Origin of the sequence: Streptococcus parasanguinis (assembly GCF_001578955.1) — a bacterium.
Taxonomy (GTDB): domain Bacteria; phylum Bacillota; class Bacilli; order Lactobacillales; family Streptococcaceae; genus Streptococcus; species Streptococcus parasanguinis_U.
Genome location: NZ_KQ969694.1, coordinates 48,398 through 71,292 on the forward strand (window position 1 = coordinate 48,398; position 22,895 = coordinate 71,292).

General features: G+C 40.9%; 21 protein-coding genes and 1 other RNA gene. 19 read left to right on the forward strand and 3 right to left on the reverse strand.

Annotated elements, in window-relative coordinates; genetic code table 11:
* Positions 1-430: 430 nt before the first annotated feature.
* From rsmH to pepC, 13 genes are all read left to right on the forward strand, one after another.
* Positions 431-1,381: a 16S rRNA (cytosine(1402)-N(4))-methyltransferase RsmH gene (gene rsmH, locus SPADD19_RS10445; RefSeq protein ID WP_061455949.1), complete on the forward strand. Its 951-nt coding sequence runs from the start codon at positions 431-433 to the stop codon at positions 1,379-1,381.
* An 11-nt stretch (positions 1,382-1,392) separates the two neighbouring features.
* Positions 1,393-1,728, forward strand: a complete 336-nt coding sequence (gene ftsL / locus SPADD19_RS10450) for a cell division protein FtsL (protein WP_003003929.1) — start codon at positions 1,393-1,395, stop codon at positions 1,726-1,728.
* Complete coding sequence (gene pbp2x, locus SPADD19_RS10455; RefSeq protein WP_061455950.1) at positions 1,721-4,003, forward strand: penicillin-binding protein PBP2X; 2,283 nt, start codon at positions 1,721-1,723, stop codon at positions 4,001-4,003. Before ftsL ends, pbp2x begins: the two co-directional genes overlap by 8 nt.
* Before the next feature lies 1 nt (position 4,004).
* Positions 4,005-4,997: a phospho-N-acetylmuramoyl-pentapeptide-transferase gene (gene mraY / locus SPADD19_RS10460; RefSeq protein WP_061455951.1), complete on the forward strand. Its 993-nt coding sequence runs from the start codon at positions 4,005-4,007 to the stop codon at positions 4,995-4,997.
* 134 nt (positions 4,998-5,131) lie between these two features.
* On the forward strand, positions 5,132-6,475 hold the full coding sequence (locus SPADD19_RS10465; RefSeq protein ID WP_049514924.1) for a DEAD/DEAH box helicase: 1,344 nt from the start codon (positions 5,132-5,134) through the stop codon (positions 6,473-6,475).
* A gap of 196 nt (positions 6,476-6,671) precedes the next feature.
* Entirely contained in the window at positions 6,672-7,472 is an 801-nt protein-coding gene (locus SPADD19_RS10470) for an amino acid ABC transporter permease (protein ID WP_061455952.1), read from the forward strand.
* Positions 7,472-8,215 carry an amino acid ABC transporter ATP-binding protein gene (locus SPADD19_RS10475; RefSeq protein ID WP_061455953.1) on the forward strand — a complete coding sequence of 248 codons (744 nt, stop codon included), beginning with the start codon at positions 7,472-7,474 and terminating at the stop codon, positions 8,213-8,215. Before SPADD19_RS10470 ends, SPADD19_RS10475 begins: the two co-directional genes overlap by 1 nt.
* An 81-nt stretch (positions 8,216-8,296) precedes the next feature.
* Positions 8,297-8,524, forward strand: a complete 228-nt coding sequence (locus tag SPADD19_RS10480) for a DUF4059 family protein (protein WP_003003995.1) — start codon at positions 8,297-8,299, stop codon at positions 8,522-8,524.
* 58 nt (positions 8,525-8,582) lie between these two features.
* Complete coding sequence (trxB, locus tag SPADD19_RS10485; RefSeq protein WP_049474369.1) at positions 8,583-9,494, forward strand: thioredoxin-disulfide reductase; 912 nt, start codon at positions 8,583-8,585, stop codon at positions 9,492-9,494.
* Between the two features lie 138 nt (positions 9,495-9,632).
* Positions 9,633-11,093, forward strand: coding sequence for a nicotinate phosphoribosyltransferase (locus tag SPADD19_RS10490; RefSeq protein WP_061455954.1), 1,461 nt, complete (start codon positions 9,633-9,635; stop codon positions 11,091-11,093).
* A complete protein-coding gene (gene nadE, locus SPADD19_RS10495; RefSeq protein WP_049485553.1) occupies positions 11,090-11,914 on the forward strand; it encodes an ammonia-dependent NAD(+) synthetase in 825 nt (274 codons plus the stop codon). The genes SPADD19_RS10490 and nadE overlap by 4 nt, the downstream gene beginning before the upstream one ends.
* Positions 11,915-12,123: 209 nt before the next feature.
* Complete coding sequence (locus tag SPADD19_RS10500; RefSeq protein ID WP_031575284.1) at positions 12,124-12,675, forward strand: GNAT family N-acetyltransferase; 552 nt, start codon at positions 12,124-12,126, stop codon at positions 12,673-12,675.
* A 67-nt stretch (positions 12,676-12,742) separates the two neighbouring features.
* The gene (gene pepC, locus SPADD19_RS10505) at positions 12,743-14,077 is read left to right on the forward strand and encodes an aminopeptidase C (RefSeq protein ID WP_009732326.1); all 1,335 of its coding nucleotides are present in this window, start codon (positions 12,743-12,745) and stop codon (positions 14,075-14,077) included.
* A 434-nt stretch (positions 14,078-14,511) separates the two neighbouring features.
* On the opposite strand, the gene pbp1a is transcribed toward pepC, so the two are convergent.
* Positions 14,512-16,626 (reverse strand): penicillin-binding protein PBP1A, encoded by a 2,115-nt coding sequence (pbp1a, locus tag SPADD19_RS10510; protein ID WP_021154545.1) that lies wholly within the window; start codon positions 16,624-16,626, stop codon positions 14,512-14,514.
* Positions 16,627-17,220 (reverse strand): Holliday junction resolvase RecU, encoded by a 594-nt coding sequence (recU, locus tag SPADD19_RS10515; protein WP_003010355.1) that lies wholly within the window; start codon positions 17,218-17,220, stop codon positions 16,627-16,629. It lies immediately after the preceding gene.
* 64 nt (positions 17,221-17,284) lie between these two features.
* Here recU and SPADD19_RS10520 point away from each other — a divergent pair, with 64 nt between their 5' ends.
* From SPADD19_RS10520 to SPADD19_RS10540, 5 genes are all read left to right on the forward strand, one after another.
* Entirely contained in the window at positions 17,285-17,812 is a 528-nt protein-coding gene (locus tag SPADD19_RS10520; protein WP_061455955.1) for an SLOG family protein, read from the forward strand.
* Positions 17,813-17,881: 69 nt separating this feature from the next.
* The gene (gene gpsB, locus SPADD19_RS10525; protein ID WP_003010351.1) at positions 17,882-18,223 is read left to right on the forward strand and encodes a cell division regulator GpsB; all 342 of its coding nucleotides are present in this window, start codon (positions 17,882-17,884) and stop codon (positions 18,221-18,223) included.
* Between the two features lie 16 nt (positions 18,224-18,239).
* Positions 18,240-18,605, forward strand: an RNA gene (gene rnpB / locus SPADD19_RS10530) — RNase P RNA component class B.
* Positions 18,606-18,671: 66 nt separating this feature from the next.
* Positions 18,672-19,829: a THUMP domain-containing class I SAM-dependent RNA methyltransferase gene (locus SPADD19_RS10535; protein ID WP_003010349.1), complete on the forward strand. Its 1,158-nt coding sequence runs from the start codon at positions 18,672-18,674 to the stop codon at positions 19,827-19,829.
* Positions 19,830-19,840: 11 nt separating this feature from the next.
* On the forward strand, positions 19,841-21,265 hold the full coding sequence (locus SPADD19_RS10540) for a cell division site-positioning protein MapZ family protein (protein WP_061455956.1): 1,425 nt from the start codon (positions 19,841-19,843) through the stop codon (positions 21,263-21,265).
* 229 nt (positions 21,266-21,494) lie between these two features.
* On the opposite strand, the gene SPADD19_RS10545 is transcribed toward SPADD19_RS10540, so the two are convergent.
* Positions 21,495-21,977 (reverse strand): S-ribosylhomocysteine lyase, encoded by a 483-nt coding sequence (locus SPADD19_RS10545; RefSeq protein WP_061455957.1) that lies wholly within the window; start codon positions 21,975-21,977, stop codon positions 21,495-21,497.
* A gap of 234 nt (positions 21,978-22,211) precedes the next feature.
* On the opposite strand from SPADD19_RS10545, the gene SPADD19_RS12975 reads away from it, so the two are divergent.
* Positions 22,212-22,895 (forward strand): Rnase Y domain-containing protein (locus tag SPADD19_RS12975; RefSeq protein WP_241496581.1); only part of this gene is annotated, 684 nt, incomplete at its 3' end.

Sequence of the window (22,895 nt, forward strand, 5' to 3'; positions counted from 1 at the left end):
CAAAACTCACCAAACGGTGAGTTTTTATTATTTCAGAGCTAGTTTGCTTTTTTTAAGGAGTTTCTTGGAGTGAATAAAAGAAAAACAGAGGTAGAAGAAATTATTTTTCTTCCATCTCTGTTTTTTGTCCTTGAATGGCTTTTTTGAACCACCAAAGTGAGCCAACTAGGATCAGAGCAGCAAGCCAAAAAATCCAAGCCTCAATAGTGGTTAGAAAAAAATAGAGAGTGATAGCATCGACCAATAAAAGTGGGATGAGAATCTGTTTTCTTATTTTCATAAGAATATTGTATCATAAATCCTAGAGGAAACAAGTGAAATCAAGCCTTTCTAGGTATTTTGTAGGATCCGAAAAGGCCCGATAGGATTAGTTAGTGAATTTTCTTTCAGGAGTGCATCTTGGTCCCATTTGTGGTAAAATAGTAAAGATATGAGTAAAAAATTTCATCATGTAACGGTTTTGCTTCATGAAACGATCGATATGCTGGATGTTAAGCCAGATGGTATCTATGTAGACGCCACATTGGGTGGGGCAGGCCACAGCGAATATTTGTTAACAAAATTAAATGAATCGGGCCATCTTTATGCCTTTGACCAAGATCAGCATGCAATTGAGAATGCTAAGATTCGTTTAGCTCCATTCATCGAGAAAGGCATGGTGACCTTCATTAAGGATAACTTTCGTCATTTGAAGGAACGTCTAAACGAATTGGGTGTGACTGAAATTGATGGAATCTGTTATGACCTAGGTGTCTCTAGTCCTCAGTTAGATGAACGGGAACGCGGATTTTCTTACAAGAAAGATGCGCCGTTAGACATGCGGATGAATCAAGAAGCTTCCTTGACAGCCTATGAAGTCGTTAATAGCTACGATTACCATGATCTAGTCCGTATTTTTTTCAAATATGGAGAGGACAAATTTTCCAAGCAAATTGCGCGGAAAATTGAGCAAGCACGAGCAATTAAACCGATTGAAACGACGACTGAATTAGCAGAGGTTATTAAATCTGCTAAACCAGCTAAGGAGCTCAAGAAAAAGGGCCATCCTGCTAAACAGATTTTCCAAGCCATTCGTATCGAAGTCAATGATGAACTGGGAGCTGCAGATGAATCAATTCAGCAAGCCATGGATTTGTTGGCCCTCGATGGTCGTATTTCTGTGATTACCTTTCATTCGTTAGAGGATCGATTGACCAAACAATTGTTTAAAGAAGCTTCGACAGTTGAGGTTCCAAAGGGGCTTCCCTTTATTCCAGATGATTTGAAACCAAAGATGGAGTTGGTCAACCGGAAACCTATTTTGCCAAGTGAAGAAGAGCTTGAGGAAAATAATCGATCTCATTCAGCAAAACTACGGGTTGCTCGAAAAATACACAAGTAAGAGGAATTGATATGGCAGCAAGAGATGAGAGAACAAGAACACAGGTACTGCAAGATCGCTTTCGCCGTTTCTCTAGAGTAGAAAAGGCTTTTTATGGGTCGATTGTCCTAACAGCTGTGATTTTAGCCATTAGTATCGTCTTTATGCAGACACGGATTTTACAAGTTCAAAGTGAATTGACTGATTTGAATACGGAACTAGAAGCCAAAAAGACGGAATTGGCAGATGTTCGTCAAGAGGTCAATGAATTAACACGTTATGACCGCTTATCACAGTTGGCTAGCTCCCAAGGAATGAAGCTGCAAAAAGAAAATCGAAAAACAGTGAGTGCAAGTAGTGATGAATAAATTCAAAAAATTTTTGATCGGGTATTCGATAAAGAAACGTCGCTTGCCGGATCAAAATCGAAAACAAGTTGGGAAAAATCTCAGTGTACTGGCGATTTTCCTCTTTTTTCTCTTTCTGATTAATTTTGCAATGATCATTGGGACTGACAAAAAATTTGGTGTGACCTTATCGGATCAAGCCAAAAAAGTCCATGAGCAGACGGTCATTGTTCCTGCAAAACGTGGAACGATCTACGACCGAAATGGAGCAGTAATTGCTGAAGATGCGACGACCTATAACGTTTATGCCATTATTGATAAAAAGTACAAATCAGCAACTGGGAAAATCCTCTATGTAGAAGAGAACCAATTTAAAAAAGTAGCAGAAATCTTTAAGCAGTACTTAGGGATGGATGAGGATTACGTCATTCAACAGTTGTCGCAAAAGAAATTGAAACAGGTTTCTTTTGGCTCGAACGGAAACGGCATAACTTATAGCAATATGACAGCCATCCGTGAGGCCATGGAAGCAGCGAAAATTGAAGGGGTTGCCTTTACAACTAGTCCAAATCGGAGCTATAAAAATGGAGTTTTTGCCTCTCAATTTATAGGTCAGGCCTCTCTTCAAGAAGATAAAGAGGGGAATAAAACCCTGAAGGGGCAATCAGGGATGGAGAAATCCCTCGATCGTATTCTCGCTGGTCAAAATGGGGTTATCACCTATGATAAAGACCGAAACGGCAATATCGTTCCTGGTTCAGATAAGGTTTCTGTCAAAACAGAAGATGGAAAAGATGTCTATACGACAATTTCAGCAGAATTACAAACCTACCTTGAGACGCGAATGGATGTTTTCCAAGAAAAAGTAAAAGGAAAGTATGTTAGTGCGACACTTGTGAGTGCAAAAACTGGAGAAATCCTGGCGACAACGCAACGTCCGTCCTATAATGCGGATACCAAACAAGGGTTGGATCTGAAAAACTTGAAAACCTGGAATACCATCCTCTATCAAGATCAATATGAACCAGGGTCAACGATGAAGGTCATGTTATTAGCTTCGGCGATTGATCATGGAACCTTCCCAGCCTATAATGAAGTATACTATAATAACGAACTACAAGTAAAAGATGCGACCATCCGTGACTGGGATGTCAATATGGGGCTGGCTGAAGGTCGCTATATGAATATCGCACAAGGCTTTGCTTACTCAAGTAATGTGGGGATGACCCGCTTAGAGCAAAAGATGGGAAATGCTGTCTGGATGGACTACCTAACCCGCTTTAAATTCGGTCTTCCGACCCGATTTGGAATGGGAAATGAAGCTTACGGGGGTCTTCCAGGGGATAACTATGTCAGTCAGGCACAATCTGCCTTTGGTCAAGGGATTTCCGTCAGTCAAACCCAAATGTTACGGGCTTTTAGCGCCATCGCTAATGATGGGCAAATGTTGGAGCCGAAGTTTATTAGTGCCATTTACGATAAAAAATCAGACACAGCCCGCAAATCAAAAAAAGAAGTTGTTGGAAAACCAGTTTCAGGATCAGCTGCGCAACAGACACGGAACTATATGATCACCGTCGGAACAGATCCAGAGTATGGAACCTTGTACAGTGATGGCCCCATCATTCAGGTACCCGGTCAAAACGTTGCGGTGAAATCAGGGACTGCCCAAATGGCGACAGATCAAGGATACTTGCAAGGAGAAAATGATTATATCAACTCGGTTGTAGCCATGACACCTGCAGAAGATCCTGAATTCATCATGTATGTGACGGTCCAACAACCAGAAGTGAAATTCTCAGCCACCAGCTGGGAAGAGTTGGTCAATCCTATTTTGGAAGATGCAGTTGCTTTAAAAGACGAATTGCATTTGACATCAGAGGCACCAACGTTGGATGATGTGACCAAAGAAACGACCTACAAAATCCCTTCAGTAGAAACTCTCTCTAAGGAGTTGAATCTGAAACAAAATCTGAGCCCAGGTGCTTATTCAGAAGAATTGCGTCGCAATTTGGTGCAACCAATTGTCCTAGGAACCGGGAAAAATATCCGCAAAATGTCTGTGGATGTAGGCTCTAAAGTCAAAGCCAATCAGCAAGTATTGTTATTGACAGAAGACTTTGATGCGGTTCCAGATATGTATGGTTGGACAAAGAAAAATGCGGACATCTTTGGAGAATGGACTGGAATTGAGATTACCTATAAAGGTAGTGGAAAGAAAGTAACCAAACAAAGTGTCAAGATGAACACCTCACTCAATAAAACTAAAAAGATTACGTTAACATTAGGAGACTAAGATGTATATTGCTACGATCCTTGTATCGTTTCTATTAACAGTGGCTGCTATTCCAGCCTTTATTCGATTTTACCATCGTGCTCATATTTCCGGGCAACAAATGCACGAAGATGTGAAACAACACAAAGCGAAAGCTGGCACTCCGACAATGGGTGGGGTTGTATTTCTCATTACAGCTGTTCTAGTTAGTTTTGTCGTTACCGTATTGACTGGAAATTTCACGCGCCCTGTTCAACTGATTCTATTTATCTTGATTCTATATGGAATTGTTGGATTTTTGGATGACTTTTTAAAAGTTTTTCGTAAGATTAATGAAGGTCTCAATCCAAAACAAAAATTGGCCCTTCAACTTGTTGGTGGAATCATCTTCTATATTTTTTCTGAACGCCACGGTGCAGGAAGCCTTTTAAATGTCTTTGGTTACGATCTTTACTTGGGCCATTTCTACATTCTCTTTGCTTTGTTTTGGTTGGTTGGTTTTTCAAACGCGGTCAATTTAACAGATGGAATTGATGGATTAGCCAGCATCTCCGTTGCTATTAGCCTGAGTGCCTATTCCTTTATTGCCTATATGCAAGGAAAATGGGACATTCTCTTTGTCACCTTGAGTATGATTGGGTCCTTGCTAGGATTCTTTGTCTTCAACCACAAGCCGGCTAAAATCTTTATGGGAGATGTCGGTAGTCTAGCTCTTGGAGGGATGCTTGCAGCCTTGTCAATGGCTTTGCATGTCGAGTGGACGTTGCTCTTGATTGGTCTGGTCTATGTCATTGAAACAGGTTCAGTGATGCTACAAGTGACCTATTTCAAATGGACCAAGAAACGGTACGGGGAAGGGCGACGGATTTTCAGAATGACTCCTTTCCACCATCATTTAGAACTGGGTGGCCTTTCTGGCAATGGCCAAAATTGGTCAGAATGGAAAGTGGATGCTTTTATGTGGACCATTGCCTTGGTGACAAGCGGTATCACTCTTGTCCTTCTCTATCTATAAAACGACGGTGGGCTTGCCCATCGTTTTTTAATCGGCACAAGGGAGAGACTTGACACGAGGAAAAACAACTAAAAGAGAAGCGCGAAGACAGCTTTTCTGATATAATAATAGAGATCATGAAAGGAACTGAGAAAATGAAATTTACAGAGTTTAATTTTAAGCCCTATATTCAAGAGGCACTGAAAGAAATCAATTTTAGAGAAGCAACCGAAGTACAGGAAAAACTAATTCCGATTGTCCTAGCTGGAAATGATTTAGTAGGAGAATCAAAGACTGGTTCTGGGAAAACCCATACGTTCCTCTTGCCGATTTTTCAAACCTTAAATGAAGATAGTGAGCAAGTTGAAGCGGTCATCACGGCGCCTAGTCGGGAGTTGGCGACGCAAATTTACCAAGCTGCTCGTCAAATCGCTAGTCATTCTGAAAAAGAGATTCGGATTGTGAATTATGTTGGAGGAACGGATAAAAGCCGTCAGATTGAAAAACTGCAGGTCAAACAACCACATATCGTGATTGGAACTCCAGGCCGGATCTATGATCTGGTTGCATCTGGTGATCTGGCTATTCATAAGGCCCATACTTTTGTAGTAGATGAGGCAGATATGACACTGGACATGGGTTTCTTGTCTACCGTGGATAAGATTGCTTCAAGACTTCCGCAACAACTGCAATTTTTAGTTTTTTCAGCCACCATTCCGCAGAAATTACAACCTTTCTTGAAAAAATATCTCTCAAACCCAGTCATGGAGCAGATTAAGACCAAGACGGTGATTTCAGATACCATCGATAATTGGCTGGTTTCGACCAAGGGTCGGGATAAAAATGAGCAAATTTACCAATTGACCAAGACCTTGCAACCTTATTTGGCCATGATTTTCGTTAATACCAAAACGAGAGCAGATGATCTCCATGCCTATTTAGTGGCTCAAGGATTAAAAGTGGCGAAGATTCACGGAGATATCCCACCACGTGAACGGAAACGGATCATGAATCAGGTTAAAAATCTTGATTTTGAGTATATTGTGGCCACAGATTTGGCGGCGCGTGGAATTGATATCGAAGGGGTGAGTCATGTCATCAACGATGCCATTCCACAAGATCTTTCCTTCTTTGTTCACCGTGTTGGCCGGACAGGACGCAATGGTCTACCAGGTGTCGCTATTACTCTTTATCAACCGAGTGATGATTCAGATATCCGTGAACTAGAAAAAATGGGCATTCGTTTCGTACCGAAAGTGTTGAAAAATGGGGTTATTGAAGATACTTATGATCGGGATAGACGGGCCAATCGTGAGAAAAAGCAAGAGAAACTCGACATCGAAATGATTGGTCTGGTGAAGAAGAAAAAGAAAAAAATCAAACCAGGCTACAAGAAAAAAATTAAATGGGCAGTTGATGAAAAGCGGAGAAAAGCTAAGCGAGCTGAAAACCGAGCGCGTGGTCGGGCGGAAAGAAAGGCCAAACGCCAAACTTTCTAATCCCTTGTTTCAAATGTTCAGAAGAAAACATAGATTTTCTTTATGAACTCCATAAAGAAAAACTATTAGGAACTTGTCTAAAATTATGATAGACTAAATTTGAGTAGTCTATCATTTTTCTATTTCTGTAGCAATTTTTGGAATTCCGATAGTGAATGTGATAGAATGTTTATGTTCGAGAAAGGAAGTAACAAGAATGTTTACAACTAATCTATTAACAGCCAATTGGTATGCCGATTTTTTAAAACACGTTCCAGATAGCAAGCTGTTTAGTTTGAGAGCTGTATTGGATGCATTCCCGGCTGTCATAGGGAAACTGCCTGTGACGATTTTACTAGCCCTGGGAGGCGCATTTGTTGGGATTATTTTTGCCATGATTTTTGCTCTGGTCAAAATTAATCGTGTACGAATCCTCTACCCGATTCAAGCTGTTTTTGTCAGCTTTTTACGGGGGACTCCTTTGTTGGTTCAGTTGATGTTGACCTATTATGGGATTCCTCTTATTTTAAAAGCGATCAATCAGTCTTATGGAACAGCTTTTAATATTAATGCTATTCCAGCTGAGTTATTTGCAATTGTGGCTCTTGCCTTTAATGAGGCGGCTTATGCGAGTGAGACCATCCGGGCAGCCATTTTATCAGTGGATCCTGGTGAAATTGAGGCAGCGCGTAGTCTTGGGATGACCAACCGCCAAGTTTATCGCCGGGTTATTATTCCCAATGCAGCAGTCGTTGCAACCCCGACCTTAATCAACTCTCTCATTGGCTTAACCAAGGGGACCTCGCTCGCCTTTAGTGCCAGTGTGGTTGAAATTTTTGCTCAAGCACGGATTATTGGGGGGAGCGATTTGAAGTACTTTGAACGCTTTATCACGGTATCGATTGTTTACTGGATTGTGAACATTCTCATTGAAATACTAGGCCGACACATTGAACGTCGACTGGATATTGAGACTCCCGTAGCAATTGATTTACCAGATCAGGAGGTCCGGATCTAATGATTTATATTTCAGAATTGTCAAAGACATTTTCAGGTCAAAAGGTTTTAAATAATCTAAGTTTGGAAATTCAAAAAGGGGAAGTAGTAGCCTTGATTGGGTCTTCTGGAGCGGGTAAATCGACCTTTTTACGCAGTTTAAACTATTTGGAAGCTCCAGACAGTGGTAGAATTAAGATTGATGATTTCGAGGTTGACTTTGAACATATTAGTCAAGATCAAATCTTAACTTTGCGAAGAAAGTTGGCCATGGTTTTCCAACAGTTTAATTTGTTTGGAAGGAAAACAGCTCTTGAAAATGTGAAAGAGGGTCTTATAGTTGTGAAGGGATTATCCGATCAAGAAGCAACGAAAATTGCGCGTGAAGAACTGGCAAAAGTCGGCTTATCAGATCGTGCAAATCACTATCCTCGTCACCTTTCAGGTGGACAAAAACAACGGGTAGCTTTGGCGCGTGCCTTGGCCATGAAACCAGAGGTTCTTTTGCTGGATGAACCGACTTCAGCCTTGGATCCAGAATTGGTTGGAGAAGTTGAAAAATCCATTGCCAATGCCGCAAAATCGGGACAAACTATGGTACTGGTCAGTCATGATATGTCTTTTGTAGCGCAAGTAGCAGATAAGGTCTTATTTTTGGATAAAGGACGGATTATTGAAACTGGAACTCCAGAGGAAATCATGCAGCATCCAAAAGAAGAACGGACAAAAGAATTCTTTGCTAGTTACAAACGGACCTATGTTTGATATAATAGAGGAGAGGTAAGACTCAGCTGGCGATGCTAGCTGGGTTTGTTTTCTGAAAATGTAAAAATATTTGGAGTCGTGATGTTAAATAAATTATTGTCCTTATATTTACAAAGTTTAGTGACGACAACGATTTTAGTTGGGATCGCTTCTTGTATTTGGATTGGCTACCGTGCCCTTAAGAAGAAAGATAAAACAGCCAAGCAACGACAAGCCCATTTGTATGATATCCTCTTAATTGATATCATGACGATTCCTATTTTAACCTTTGCGGTCATAGGGATTTTGTTTATCTTTCAAGCACGATAATTGCAAAAAGACCGTGTTAGAATTATAATGGTTACAACAAAACAGAAAGAGGTTGAGTATGTTTGATACAGTGATTATTGGGGCAGGTCCTGCAGGGATGACTGCTGCCCTTTATGCAGCACGAAGCAATTTAAAAGTCGCATTAATTGAGAGAGGGATTCCAGGCGGTCAAATGAATAATACGTCTGATATTGAAAACTATCCTGGCTATGCGAATATTAGTGGCCCAGACTTGGCTGAAAAAATGTTCGAGCCTTTGGAAAATCTTGGTGTGGAACATTTGTTTGGCCAGGTAGAGCGCATCGAAGACCACGGAGCAACCAAAAAGATTGTCACAGATGATGGGGAATTTGAAGCTAAAACCGTTGTGATTGCCACAGGGTCTAACCACCGTTCATTGAATGTCCCTGGTGAAGAAGAGCTGAATAGTAGAGGGGTTTCCTACTGTGCTGTTTGTGATGGAGCTTTCTTTAGAGACGAGGATCTCTTGGTCGTTGGTGGAGGTGATTCTGCGGTAGAAGAAGCTGTCTTTTTGACTCAGTTTGCAAAAACAGTGACCATTGCCCATCGTCGTGATCAATTGCGTGCTCAAAAAGTTCTTCAAGACCGTGCCTTTGCCAATGATAAAATTCATTTTGCTTGGAATACGGTTGTTGAAGAAATTAAGGGTGAACAAAAAGTAACGTCTGTCCTTTTAAAAGATGTGAAGACAGGAGAGGTTAGAGAGCAAGCCTTCGGTGGTGTCTTTATCTATGTCGGTTTAGATCCTGTCAGTGATTTTGCGACAGAACTTGGTATTTTAGATGAAAATGGCTGGGTGGTCACGGATGATCATATGAGAACCACAGTCCCAGGTATTTTTGCGGTTGGCGATGTTCGTCAAAAAGATTTGCGTCAAGTGACGACAGCAGTCGGAGACGGTGCGATTGCTGGCCAAGAAGTTTATAAATATATCACAGAAAACTTTTAATCCAAAAAATCTGAGCTTCCTGTCTCAGATTTTTTTCATGCTTTCCCTTCAGTATTCAATAGAGCTGAAATGTGCTATAATGGTACTAATTTTATGGTAGGAATTCATAGAACAAATCAATAAAAAAGAGGTATACATATGTATCCAGATGACAGTTTAACTTTGCATACTGATTTATACCAAATCAACATGATGCAAGTCTATTTTGATCAAGGTATCCACAATAAACATGCTGTATTTGAAGTGTATTTTCGTCAACAGCCTTTTAAAAACGGTTACGCTGTATTTGCTGGCTTAGAGAGAATTGTGAAATACTTGGAAAACTTGAGTTTTTCTGAGAGCGATATTGCCTATTTAAAGTCACTTGGTTATCATGGGGCCTTCTTGGAATATCTTCGTGATCTCAAGTTGGAATTGACGGTACGCTCGGCTCAAGAAGGAGACTTAGTCTTTGCGAATGAACCAATTGTTCAGGTCGAAGGTCCTCTGGCTCAGTGTCAATTGGTGGAAACAGCCCTTTTGAATATCGTCAACTTTCAAACCTTGATAGCCACAAAAGCTGCTCGTATTCGTTCAGTCATTGAAGATGAGCCTTTGATGGAATTTGGAACACGTCGTGCGCAAGAAATGGATGCTGCCATTTGGGGAACTCGTGCAGCAGTCATCGGAGGTGCCAATGGAACCAGTAATGTTCGGGCAGGAAAACTCTTTGGAATCCCAGTTTTAGGAACTCATGCCCATTCTCTTGTACAGGTTTATGGAAATGACTACCAGGCCTTTAGGGCTTATGCGGAAACCCATAAAGATTGTGTCTTCCTCGTCGATACTTATGATACCCTGCGTATTGGGGTCCCTGCTGCTATTCAGGTAGCGCGTGAAATGGGAGATAAAATCAATTTCCTAGGCGTACGGATTGACTCAGGAGATATTGCCTATATTTCTAAAAAGGTTCGCCAGCAATTAGATGAGGCTGGGTTTACAAATGCTAAAATCTACGCTTCTAACGACTTGGATGAAAATACCATCCTCAACTTAAAAATGCAAAAAGCAAAAATTGATGTATGGGGTGTGGGAACCAAACTAATTACGGCTTACGATCAACCAGCACTTGGGGCGGTATACAAAATTGTTTCTGTTGAAAACGAAGCAGGAGAGATGATCAATACCATCAAGCTTTCTAATAATGCAGAGAAAGTTTCTACTCCAGGTAAAAAGCAAGTCTGGCGGATTACGAGTCGTGAAAAAGGTAAGTCAGAAGGGGACTACATTACTTATGATGGAGTAGATGTTTCTCAACTGACAGAACTTAAAATGTTCCATCCGACTTATACCTACATCAATAAAACGGTCCGAAACTTTGAGGCGATTCCTCTTTTAGTGGATATTTTTAAAGAGGGGCAATTGGTTTATCAACTACCACCATTATCAGAAATTCAAGAATATGCTCGTAAAAATTACGATCAATTGTGGGATGAATACAAGCGTGTCCTTAATCCACAGCATTACCCAGTTGACTTAGCAAAAGATATTTGGCAGGATAAGATGGATCTAATCGAGGAAATGCGTAACAAGGCCAATGGAGAAGGAGAAGCAAAATGAGTTTGCAAGAAGAGATTATCCAACAATTGGGTGTCAAGCCTAGCATTGATCCTCAGGAAGAGATTCGCCGCTCGGTTGATTTCTTAAAAAGATATCTAAAAAAACATCCCTTCTTGAAAACATTTGTATTAGGGATCTCAGGAGGACAAGATTCGACTCTTGCTGGGCGATTAGCTCAATTAGCCATGGAAGAAATGCGCTCAGAGACAGGAGATGCCTCCTATCAATTTATTGCTGTTCGCCTTCCTTATGGGGTACAGACAGATGAAGAAGATGCTCAAAAAGCTTTGACCTTTATCCAGCCGGATGTTAGCCTGGTTGTGAATATCAAGGAGTCTGCTGACGAAATGGTACGAGCAGTAGAAGCGACTGGAACAGAGGTTTCTGATTTTAACAAAGGCAATATCAAGGCTCGCAGTCGCATGATTGCTCAGTATGCTTTAGCAGGTGCGCGGAGTGGAGCCGTTATTGGGACGGACCATGCAGCGGAAAATATTACAGGTTTCTTCACAAAATTTGGAGATGGTGGTGCAGATATTTTACCCCTTTTCCGTTTGAACAAGCGCCAAGGAAAACAATTGCTTAAAGCCTTGGGAGCTGATCCTGCTCTCTATGAGAAAATCCCAACTGCAGATTTGGAAGAAGAAAAACCAGGAATAGCAGACGAAGTAGCGCTGGGTGTCACCTATAATGAAATCGATGATTACCTAGAAGGCAAACAAGTGAGCCCAGAAGCTCAAGCCACTATTGAAAAATGGTGGTACAAAGGCCAACACAAACGCCACCTGCCAATCACAGTATTTGATCATTTCTGGGAGTAAAAAGGTCCACTGGACCTTTTTAGCCCGAGTCTTAAAATAGGAAAACGAGACAGAAATCGGTAACTCGCAGAGTTCGATTTCGTAGTCTCACCATACAATATTGTGAAAAGCATCAAAAAGAAGGGCGATTTCATCCGTCCTTTTCTTCTAGATTAAAGTAACCAACTTGCAACGTTCAAGTTGCATGAAAAAATGAAGGGAGACAATCTATGAATCATCTTGGAAGTCTTGTCATAGAGACAGAGCATTTATACTTGAGGCCTTTCGTTTTGGAAGATGCACCAGCGATGTTTGAAAATTGGGCTTCGGATCCTGAAACCCTGAAATATGTCACTTGGGATGCCCATGCATCTACTGAGAGAACCAGAGAATCGATCAAAAGATGGATCGAACAGTATCGTAAACCAGATACTTATAAATGGGCGCTTTGTTTGAAAACATCACTGGATCAGGTAATTGGAGATATTAGTGTGGTTTCTCAAGACCAGGAAAGTCAATCATGCGAGCTAGGTTATATCCTTGGCAAGAAATTCTGGGGGCGGGGATTCATGACAGAAGCCGTCATAGCTGTTTTGGATTTCTTATTGAACAAAGTCGGATTTAAAGAAATCAAAGCCACTTATGTCAGTTTAAATCCTGCTTCAGGGAAAGTCATGGAAAAGGCAGGAATGCAGTATGTAGAAACCATCCCTCATGCCATTCAACGCAAAGGATATTGCGGGGATAAAATCATCTATTCTAAACAGAATCCCTCTCTATAGGGTGATTTTTACTTGAAGATTCTGCTCAAAGGATTATAATAGTAAATAATGAAAAAAGGAGATTGCTATGTCAGAATTAACGAAAGAATTTACAGACCAGCTCTATGCTAATTATGAAGCAAATGTGAAATATGCGGCTCTTGAAAATGCTGTTACCCACAATGGGATCCATGCATCGCTTGAAACGCGCAAGAGTGCAGTAGAAAATACACCAGTTTTTTCACTTGATTTGACCAAGGATAAGGTGACAAACCAAAAAGCATCTGGACGTTGTTGGATGTTTGCGGCTTTAAATACCTTCCGTCACAAGATGATTTCAAGCTTCCAATTGGAGGATTTTGAATTGTCTCAAGCACATACTTTCTTTTGGGATAAGTATGAAAAATCAAACTGGTTTTTGGAGCAAGTGATTGCTACAGCAGATCAAGAATTGACCAGCCGTAAGGTGGCTTTTCTCCTACAAACCCCACAACAAGATGGTGGTCAATGGGATATGGTGGTATCCCTCTTTGAGAAATACGGAGTGGTTCCAAAATCAGTTTATCCGGAATCGATTTCTTCAAGTAATAGCCGGGAATTGAACACCTACCTCAATAAACTCTTGCGTCAAGATGCGCAAATCTTGCGTGACTTGATTCACTCAGGCGCAGATAGTGAGGCAGTTGCGAGCAAGAAACAAGCGTTGTTGCAAGAAATCTTTAACTTCTTGGCTATGTCTTTAGGATTGCCTCCGCGTGAATTTGACTTTTCATACCGTGATAAGGACAACCAATTCCATACCGAAAGTGGCTTAACTCCACAAAGCTTCTACAAAAAATATGTAGACCTTCAATTAGACGATTACGTCTCCATTATCAATGCCCCAACTACAGATAAGCCATATGGAAAATCTTACACCGTAGATATGCTGGGCAATGTGGTTGGTAGCCGTCCAGTCCGCTACCTAAATGTTCCAATGGATCGATTGAAAGAATTAGCTATTGCTCAAATGAAAGCAGGAGAAACTGTCTGGTTTGGTTCAGATGTAGGCCAAGTCAGCAACCGTAAAGCCGGAATCCTGGCAACAGATGTCTACGATTTTGAAGCAGGCATGGACATTCATTTGACACAAGACAAGGCGGGTCGCTTGGACTATGCAGAAAGTCTCATGACACACGCTATGGTCTTGACAGGGGTTGATTTAGACGAAGCAGGTCAGCCTCGTAAATGGAAGGTTGAAAATTCATGGGGAGACAAGGTCGGTACAGATGGTTACTTTGTGGCTTCTGATGCTTGGATGGATGAATATACCTATCAAATCGTGGTTCGTAAAGAATTCCTAACAGCAGACGAATTAGCAGCCTATGAAGCAGAACCAATTGTCCTAGCACCGTGGGATCCAATGGGAGCTTTAGCAAAATAATGATATAGAAAAGAGCCGAAAGGCTCTTTTCAGATTGAAGACAAAATATCTTAAAAACTTTCCTTAGGTGAGTACGGACGTCAGCGAACTTCTTTAAAGTTCCATGACTAATTATTGAGTCTAAGGTCTCAATAATTCCGAGTGCCTGAAACAATAACGTTTCAAGCACTTTTCTCACAGCGGAAAGTTTCAGTATTTTCTTAAATCGATTTAAATATTGGAACTCAATTTTGTTTTTTGCAGAATCACTTAACTTATTTTGCTTTAAAATAGTTTGTCTACATTCTAATAAGAGCCGAAAGGCTCTTTTTTTTTTATATACTCAAAAATAAAAAAGCTGGGAAGTCTAACTAAATAAATCAGATTTTATTCGTTCTGGTTTTTTAACCATTGTTTTAAAAAAAGCCGGGCAAAAGCCCGACTTCTCCATTCTATTATTCGTTATGATTGTTAGAGTCTTGCGAAGAAGGCTCAGATGGTTTAGATTGATTTTCTTCGTTCGAAGAGCTAGACGATGGTTCTTCATACGAATACTGATCAGTGGAATAACTTGGCTCATAGTAGTAGTTATTGTAGTTGTTCTTACCATTGTTTAAGTAGAGATAAGAACCACTTCGATACAGTCCACTTGGTTGCGTCCAATCCGTATGACCAGAGTTATTATTATTAGCAAGATAGAGCATCATTTGACGGTAGACATCCGTTGCGACCTGTATTCCATTATCCAATACTGGTGTAAAGCGATTGGAATAACCTGTCCATACTGCCATGGCATATTCAGGAGTGTAGCCTACAAACAATTCATCCGGTGTTACAATATTTGAATAAGCATTTTTTGTCAATTTACCGATTTCGTTATCAGCATAGTTTGATGTACCTGTCTTACCAGCTTGGTAGATTCCCGAAATGGCAGCATTTGTACCGGTACCAGACAAGAGAACTGTCTTCATCATATCTGTCATCATGTAGGCAGTTGTTGCTTTCATTGCACGAGTTCCTTCGGACTCAAATTCCTTGGTTGTGCCATCACTAAAGACAACCCGACTAACATAGGATGGTTTGTAATAGGTACCGCCATTGGCAAAAGCAGCATAGGCAGCTGCCATTTTCTCACTGCTGGCTCCGTATTTGTTGCTAGAATCGCTAGTGTTACTCGAGATAGCGTTGGCGTAAACCATTTCTGGGTAATCGATCCCTAATCCATTGAGGAATTTCTTAGCTTGTTTAAGACCAACTTTTTCCAGGGCCTTCACCGCAGGCACGTTACGAGATTGTTGAATTGCGTAGGTAATGGACATGCTACCATAGTATGAACGGTCCCAGTTGTAGACAGGCGTTGATGAATGAGGGAAGTTGTATGGCGCATCTGTTGTAGTAGCTGCTGTAGAGGTATATTCCTCATGTTCAAGAGCTGGTGCGTAATCTGTGATTGGTTTCATTGTTGAACCCCAGTCACGGTTCGTTTCAACCGCTTGGTTTGTACCAAAGGAAACATTGCTGGATTGGTGACGAGAACCCAGCTGAGCAATGACTTTACCAGTATTGACATCAATAACGGTAGAAGCTACTTGCATTTCATCATCCGGGTAATTGACATATTCATCTGTATTGTAGATATCCCATAGTTTCTTTTGAGCTTCTGTATCCACGTTTGTATAGACATCCATTCCGGTTGTCAACAAATTGTAGCCCGTTTCTTCTTCGACTTGCTCGATCACTTCTTTTAGGTAATTATCCATATAGGCTGGGTAACTGCTTGAAGAACTGAGACTTTGCAGACCATCTGTAACAGGTGTATTGACCGCTGCTTCGTATTGTTTGTTAGAAATGGTCTTCATATCGAGCATTTCTTTTAATACTAAGTTTCGGCGCTGTTGCGCTGCTTCAGGATGGGAGTATGGATCGTATTGGTTTGGTGCTTGGGGCATCCCCGCAAGGAGTGCCAATTGAGGGAGCGAAAGATCTTTTAGATCTTTTCCGTAATAACTTTTCGCAGCTGTCTGCATTCCGTAGTTCCCATTCGCCATAAATACTTTATTGACGTAATAGGTCAAGATTTCTTGTTTGGTTGCTTTCTTTTCTAGTTGGGTTGCTAACCAAGCTTCTTGGATCTTACGAGAGAGGGTACGGTCAGAGGCTGAAGTGGAGAAATAGGTTAACTTGATCAATTGTTGCGTCAAGGTTGACCCACCTTGACTTCCTCCTCGTAAGTTGTGAAGGAAGGAACCGCCGATCCGAATGATGTCGACCCCACGGTGATTGAAGAAACGGTGGTCTTCAATCGCAACGATAGCATTGACCAAATCAGTAGGGATTTCATTGGCTGTGACATTGATTCGTTTCTCAGCTCCCAAATCCGCGATCAAGTTATTTTGGTTGTCATAGATCTTACTAGATGTTGTTGCAACCAAATCTTTTTCAGACAAGGTTGGTGCTTTCATAGCATAGTAACTAAATATCAGTCCACCGAGGACAAATAAAAGTAAGAAAAATGAAATGGCTGCGATGGCAACATATTTCAACCATTGAATGACTGTTTGTTTATTCATTTAAATACCGCCTAGAAGTTTCTGTTCGATAATATCAAGATAAGGAACGCTTGGAAGACGATTCTTATCTACTAGAAAGCCGTGCTCCTGAATATAGGAGAGGGGCATGGATTTACTACCATGATCGATGTTGTAATAGTGAATTAATGCAGGAGCAGGAAGTAAGTAGGTTTCACTCAACTTTGCAAAATGCAAGAGAACGAAACAGATACCGCCTTGCTGAACAACTGCCTCCATATGATCGATTTGATGTTGATGAAAATTTTTCATCGGCATGGATTGCTTTTGCTGTGTTTCCTTCGCTTCAAAATCGATATAGCGTCCCTTGTATACTCCAGAATAGTCCGTCGTTGAGGCTTGCCTGAAATAGGCTTCAACAATCTTTGCCCGACTGCGACGTGGATAATCCACTTTCACGATTTGAATCGGTGTTGGTTTTTTATGGATGACTGCTAGACCTCGAGAAAGATAGTATTGATTGCTTTCATTGATCATTTTTTCAAATGTCATCCCACGATTCGCAAAGTCGACTGGATGTTTCCTTTGTGTAGAGACCAAGGTTTTTTTGGCTACTTTATGTGGATAGTTGACCATAGTTCTCCTTATTGGTACAATTACATCACTCTATTATATCATAAATTAGAATAATGAGGAAAAAATGAATACCATACTTGTTGCAGGTTATAAGAGTTTTGATGTGGGAGTCTTTTCCAATAAAGACCCTCGACTGACCATTATCAAAAAAGCCATTGAAAGAGATCTTCGTCGTTTATTTGAAGAAGGAGTGAAATGGCTGGTCTTTTCTGGTAATTTGGGATTTGAGGCTTGGGTACTAGAGGTCGCCTTTGAATTAAAAAAAGATTACGATTTTCAAATGGCGACGATCTTCCTATTTGAGAATGTTGGCGAAAATTGGAATGAAAGCAATCAGGAATTATCAGCACGCTTCAAACAGGTGGATTTCGTGAAATATGCCTATCCCCACTATAGCAATCCGGGTCAACTAAAAGAATACAATCAGTTTTTGATAGATAACGCGGATGGAGCTTATGTTTTTTATGATCCAGAAAATGAAACCAATTTAAAATATCTTTACAAAATGATGGTAGAAAAAGAACCATTTTATGTCAAACAATTAAGTTTTGATGACTTAAATGAACTTGCTGAAAATTTTTACGAAAACTAAGTGTTATACCTTGATTTTTCTTACCATTTTTTTATATAATTGAGATGATGAACTAGATTGGAGAGAGTAATGGCGAGTATTATTTTTACTGCGAAAGATATTTTTGATCAAGATTTCAAACGAGAAGTTCGTGGTTATAATAAAGATGAAGTAAATGAATTTTTGGATGATGTCATAAAAGACTATGAAACCTATGCTGCTTTGGTGAAGGAATTGCGTGAAGAAAACGCCCGCCTTCGTGAAGAACTTGCCCAAAAAGCACAGGAAACACCACAAACATCTCCGATTGCTAGCACTGCTACGCAAGAATTCCCGCAAGTGACAACAGCGACGAACTTTGATATTCTCAAACGTCTCAATCGTTTGGAAAAAGAAGTTTTTGGGAAACAGATCGTAGATCGCGATTATTAATCCCATAGATTGTGCAATTTTTGGATAATCGCGTGAGAGAATCCTCTCATGAGGAAAGTCCATGCTAGCACAGGCTGTGATGCCTGTAGTGTTTGTGCTAGGTGAATCCATAAGCCTAGGGACTTGGTATTCAAGTTACGGCGAGTGAAGGAGCTAAGTCTAAGGATAAGCTCTAGTAACTCTGAAAGTGCCACAGTGACGTAGTTTTTAGGGAAACCTAAAAAGTGGAACGCGGTAAACCCCTCAAGCTAGCAACCCAAACTTTGGTCGGGGCATGGAATGCGTGGAAACGAACATAGCATTCTGACTGGAAACAGTAGACAGATGATTATCGAAGGAAATGGTACCTAGTCATTTCTGGAACAAAACATGGCTTATAGAAAATTGCATATAGGTTGATGAGGTGGAGAGAGATCTCAACCTCCTTTTTTAAAGTGATAGGAATAAGATGAAAAAACAATTTGAATTGATTGCAACGGTCGCTGCTGGCTTAGAGGCTGTTGTTGGTCGAGAACTACGTGATCTCGGCTACGATTGCCAGGTTGAAAATGGACGGATTCGATTTCAAGGAGACCGTCGAGCAATCATAGAGACCAATCTCTGGTTGCGCGCGGCTGATCGAGTAAAAATTGTGGTTGGGACTTTTCCAGCCAAAACCTTCGAAGAACTCTTTCAAGGTGTCTTTGCTTTGGATTGGGAAAATTATTTGCCTTTAGGAGCACGTTTTCCCATTTCTAAGGCTAAATGTGTCAAATCAAAACTTCATAATGAACCTAGCGTTCAGGCCATTTCGAAAAAAGCAGTGGTTAAAAAGTTACAAAAACATTATGCCCGCCCAGAAGGTGTTCCTCTCATGGAAAATGGGGCAGAGTTCAAGATCGAAGTATCGATCCTTAAAGATCAAGCCACTGTCTTGATTGACACCACTGGTAGTAGCCTCTTCAAACGTGGTTATCGGACTGAAAAAGGGGGAGCCCCTATTAAGGAAAATATGGCAGCAGCAATTCTTCTGCTGTCAAACTGGTATCCAGATAAACCCTTGATTGACCCGACATGTGGTTCTGGAACGTTTTGTATTGAGGCGGCAATGATTGCGAGAAATATGGCACCTGGTTTACGTCGGACCTTTTCTTTTGAAGAATGGAACTGGATGGATGATCGCTTGATTCATGAAGTCCGTCAAGAAGCAAGCAGAAAAATCAATCGCGAGATCGAATTGGATATTATGGGAACCGATATCGATGCACGGATGGTTGAGATTGCCAAAGAAAATGCCCAGAAAGCGGGCGTTAGCAGTGACATTACTTTCAAACAAATGCGAGTCCAAGATCTTCACTCAGATAAGATCAACGGGGTGATTATCTCCAATCCTCCATATGGAGAACGCTTATCCGATGATGAGGGTGTGACGAAATTGTATACTGAAATGGGGCACGTATTTGCACCTCTCAAAACCTGGAGTAAATTTATCTTAACCAGTGATGAAGGTTTTGAATCTAAATTCGGTAGTAAAGCAGATAAAAAACGAAAACTTTATAACGGAACCCTAAAAGTTGATCTCTACCAATATTTTGGGGAACGAGTAAAACGGCAGATAAAGGCATAGAAAGGATTTTTATGACAGAGAAGGATAATAAGCCATTAGAGCAAGAAACAGAATCAATTTTAGAGTTTGAAGATGCTAAAGAGATGACGATTGGGCAAGCCAATCGAAAGGCAGAAGAAATCGAAGCAGGTGTAACGGAAGGTGATAATGTCTTAGACAAATACATCAAACAACACCGAGCTGAAATTGAAGCTGAAAAATACGATACAAAAATTTTGGCCAAAGAAGAATTGGCTAAAGCTGAAGAGTTGGCAGCTACAGAAACAGTTGCTGAAGTAGCTGAAGCAGTGGAGGCACCGGAAGTAACGGAAACGGTCTTGGAACAAAGACCTGAAATGGATGCTATCTCAACAGAATTACCTGCTAAGATTAAATTTGGTCCCACACCAACTGAACCAATTGTAGAAGCTGAGGAACTTCCTGAGGAAACACCAAGCAATGCGGGCAAACGAATCAAAGCGGTTCTATACTCTGCCTTAGGTCTTGCGATTGTCGGTTCGGCCATTTTTGTGACCTATAACTGGATGCACAGTCGTGGAAAATCTGGTGGTACAACTGTTGTATCGTCTTCATCTAGCAAGTCATCTTCTACTTCTAAATCAAGTAGCAGTGAAACACAGGCTCAAAAATTGGAAGAGTTTACCAAAGCCTACGATGCCTTTTTTGTAGATGAATCAAAAAGTGCTCTTAAAAATGATAAATTCGGAGACTTGGAAAATCTGAAGAAACTGCTGGACAAATTAGAAGGAAGCAGTGATTATAATGCGGCTAAAACAAAATATGAAGACCTTGTGAAGCAAGTTTCTGCCATTCAAAAAGTGAATTCTCAATTTAGTTCTCCAGTCATCAAAGATGGAGTTCTTGATGCAACTGCCAAAGCGAAAAGTGATGCGACCTTTGCAGAAACAAAGACAGGCAATGAAAAATTAGATAGCTTATTGAATGAGGCGGTTGCGCAAGGACGTTCACAACAAGTTGCGACACCGGCACCAGTGACAGGGACAGGTGGTACAGATACTTCTAATGCAACTCCAGCCCCAGCTCAAGCAGCAACGCCTACGGCCCCAACTGTCAATGCTGCTACAGGTGGTGCAGGAACGGCAAGTCCAGGCTATTCAGGGTACGGTCTTCCAAGCGATGGTGTCCCACTTCAGCGGAACTTGAGTCGTGTGCCATATAACCAAGCAGCTATCAATGATGTCAATAACCCAGCTTGGGTATTTGGTGATGGGATCCTTGAAAAAGTATTGAATATTGCTCGTAAACGTGGACATATCACTGGCAATCAATACATTTTAGAGCGTGTCAATATCATTAACGGTAATGGCTATTACAACCTCTTCAAACCAGATGGAACCTATCTCTTTAGTATCAATGCCAAGACTGGTTATTTCGTAGGAAACGGGAAAGGTCATTCAGATGCTCTGGATTATTAATGCTTGATCAGACATCCCCTTTTTGGGAAAAATGACAATAAAAAAGAGAGTGGGACAGAAATCGGTAATTCGTTAGAATTCGATTTCGTCGTCCCACCTCCGCATAGTTGAGTAGGGCTGTAAAAGCTGATGAGATCAGCGTAGTAGAGCCCACTCAACCACTGCGTCTTGCTCGACAATCCAAAAATGATTGAGAGGCTAGGACTTTTGTCCCAGCCTCTTTTTCGTATTAAACAAGATGACGTTCAAACGGATCGTCAGAAATTCCTTGATCTAGAATCAAGCGACACCATTCTTTGGCTGAGAAGAGGCTGTGGTCCTTGTAATTTCCACAAGACTCAATGGTTGTGCCTGGGACATCCTCCCAAGTGCTGACTGATGAAATTTCTTCTAAAGATTCTTTAATCACTTTAGCAATTTCCGTACTCGAATGCTGTCCCCACATGATCATATGAAAACCGGTGCGACATCCAAATGGGGAACAATCAATCATACCATCGATGCGTTTGCGAATAAGCATCGCAAGAAGGTGCTCGATCGTGTGGAGCCCTGCCGTTGGAATTGCATTTTCATTGGGCTGCACCAGGCGAATATCAAAGTTGGAGATGATGTCTCCTTTGGGTCCAGTTTCTTCCCCAATCAAGCGTACATAGGGAGCCTTCACAGCTGTGTGGTCCAATTCAAAACTTTCAACAATTACTTCTTTTGTCATACTCAAATCCTTCTTTGTTTTTCTTGATTATAGCATAAAAAAGCAGATTCAACAAAGTGGAAATAAATGAATGTCTCACAGATGTTCCATGAAAGAAAAGTCGATAAAAGAACAAGCGTTAAGCAAAAATATAAAAGGTTTTTCCTGTTTTTTTAGATTGTTAATTTTAGTAATTTATGGTAAAATGTAAAAGAATTTTTAATTCAACTAATTAAATAGATTTGGGGTAAAAGCATGAATTTGTTTATTACAGGTGTTTTTGCCGCGGTCATTGGTTTAGTCATTGGATATGTGGGAACTGCTCTTAAAATGAAAGCTTCAAAAGAAGCTGCGGAACTCACCCTTTTGAATGCTGAACAAGAAGCAACGAATTTACGTGGACAGGCAGAACGTGAAGCCGATTTGATTTTAAAAGAGGCGAAGCATGAGTCAAGTTCACTTAAAAAAGAAGCACTTTTGGAGGCAAAGGAAGAAGCCAGAAAATATCGTGAAGAGGTCGATGCTGAGTTTAAGTCAGAACGACAAGAATTGAAGCAATTAGAAAGCCGTTTGGCAGAACGTGCTAGCAATCTTGATCGCAAAGACGACATTTTAACAAGCAAAGAACAGTCTCTTGAACACAAAGAGCAAAGTCTTACAGATAGAACTAAACACATTGATGCGCGTGAACAACAGCTGGAAGAGCTTGAACACAAGAAAGTAGAAGAACTGGAACGTGTCGCTGCTCTAAGTCAAGGAGAAGCGCGTGACATTATTTTGAATCAGACGGAAGAGCAACTTTCAAAAGAAATTGCCTCACGGATTCGTGATGCTGAATTGGAAGTGAAAGAACGTTCTGATAAAATCGCAAAAGACATTCTCGTGCAAGCTATGCAGCGAATGGCGGGTGATTTTGTTGCTGAGCAAACAAACTCAACG

What these genes read in the sequence shown, in the direction of transcription:
- rsmH (WP_061455949.1), top strand. Translation starts at nt 431, where the DNA reads ATGAGTAAAAAATTTCATCATGTAACGGTTTTGCTTCATGAAACGATC.
- ftsL (WP_003003929.1), top strand. Translation starts at nt 1,393, where the DNA reads ATGGCAGCAAGAGATGAGAGAACAAGAACACAGGTACTGCAAGATCGC.
- pbp2x (WP_061455950.1), top strand. Translation starts at nt 1,721, where the DNA reads ATGAATAAATTCAAAAAATTTTTGATCGGGTATTCGATAAAGAAACGT.
- mraY (WP_061455951.1), top strand. Translation starts at nt 4,005, where the DNA reads ATGTATATTGCTACGATCCTTGTATCGTTTCTATTAACAGTGGCTGCT.
- SPADD19_RS10465 (WP_049514924.1), top strand. Translation starts at nt 5,132, where the DNA reads ATGAAATTTACAGAGTTTAATTTTAAGCCCTATATTCAAGAGGCACTG.
- SPADD19_RS10470 (WP_061455952.1), top strand. Translation starts at nt 6,672, where the DNA reads ATGTTTACAACTAATCTATTAACAGCCAATTGGTATGCCGATTTTTTA.
- SPADD19_RS10475 (WP_061455953.1), top strand. Translation starts at nt 7,472, where the DNA reads ATGATTTATATTTCAGAATTGTCAAAGACATTTTCAGGTCAAAAGGTT.
- SPADD19_RS10480 (WP_003003995.1), top strand. Translation starts at nt 8,297, where the DNA reads ATGTTAAATAAATTATTGTCCTTATATTTACAAAGTTTAGTGACGACA.
- trxB (WP_049474369.1), top strand. Translation starts at nt 8,583, where the DNA reads ATGTTTGATACAGTGATTATTGGGGCAGGTCCTGCAGGGATGACTGCT.
- SPADD19_RS10490 (WP_061455954.1), top strand. Translation starts at nt 9,633, where the DNA reads ATGTATCCAGATGACAGTTTAACTTTGCATACTGATTTATACCAAATC.
- nadE (WP_049485553.1), top strand. Translation starts at nt 11,090, where the DNA reads ATGAGTTTGCAAGAAGAGATTATCCAACAATTGGGTGTCAAGCCTAGC.
- SPADD19_RS10500 (WP_031575284.1), top strand. Translation starts at nt 12,124, where the DNA reads ATGAATCATCTTGGAAGTCTTGTCATAGAGACAGAGCATTTATACTTG.
- pepC (WP_009732326.1), top strand. Translation starts at nt 12,743, where the DNA reads ATGTCAGAATTAACGAAAGAATTTACAGACCAGCTCTATGCTAATTAT.
- pbp1a (WP_021154545.1), bottom strand. Translation starts at nt 16,626, where the DNA reads ATGAATAAACAAACAGTCATTCAATGGTTGAAATATGTTGCCATCGCA.
- recU (WP_003010355.1), bottom strand. Translation starts at nt 17,220, where the DNA reads ATGGTCAACTATCCACATAAAGTAGCCAAAAAAACCTTGGTCTCTACA.
- SPADD19_RS10520 (WP_061455955.1), top strand. Translation starts at nt 17,285, where the DNA reads ATGAATACCATACTTGTTGCAGGTTATAAGAGTTTTGATGTGGGAGTC.
- gpsB (WP_003010351.1), top strand. Translation starts at nt 17,882, where the DNA reads ATGGCGAGTATTATTTTTACTGCGAAAGATATTTTTGATCAAGATTTC.
- SPADD19_RS10535 (WP_003010349.1), top strand. Translation starts at nt 18,672, where the DNA reads ATGAAAAAACAATTTGAATTGATTGCAACGGTCGCTGCTGGCTTAGAG.
- SPADD19_RS10540 (WP_061455956.1), top strand. Translation starts at nt 19,841, where the DNA reads ATGACAGAGAAGGATAATAAGCCATTAGAGCAAGAAACAGAATCAATT.
- SPADD19_RS10545 (WP_061455957.1), bottom strand. Translation starts at nt 21,977, where the DNA reads ATGACAAAAGAAGTAATTGTTGAAAGTTTTGAATTGGACCACACAGCT.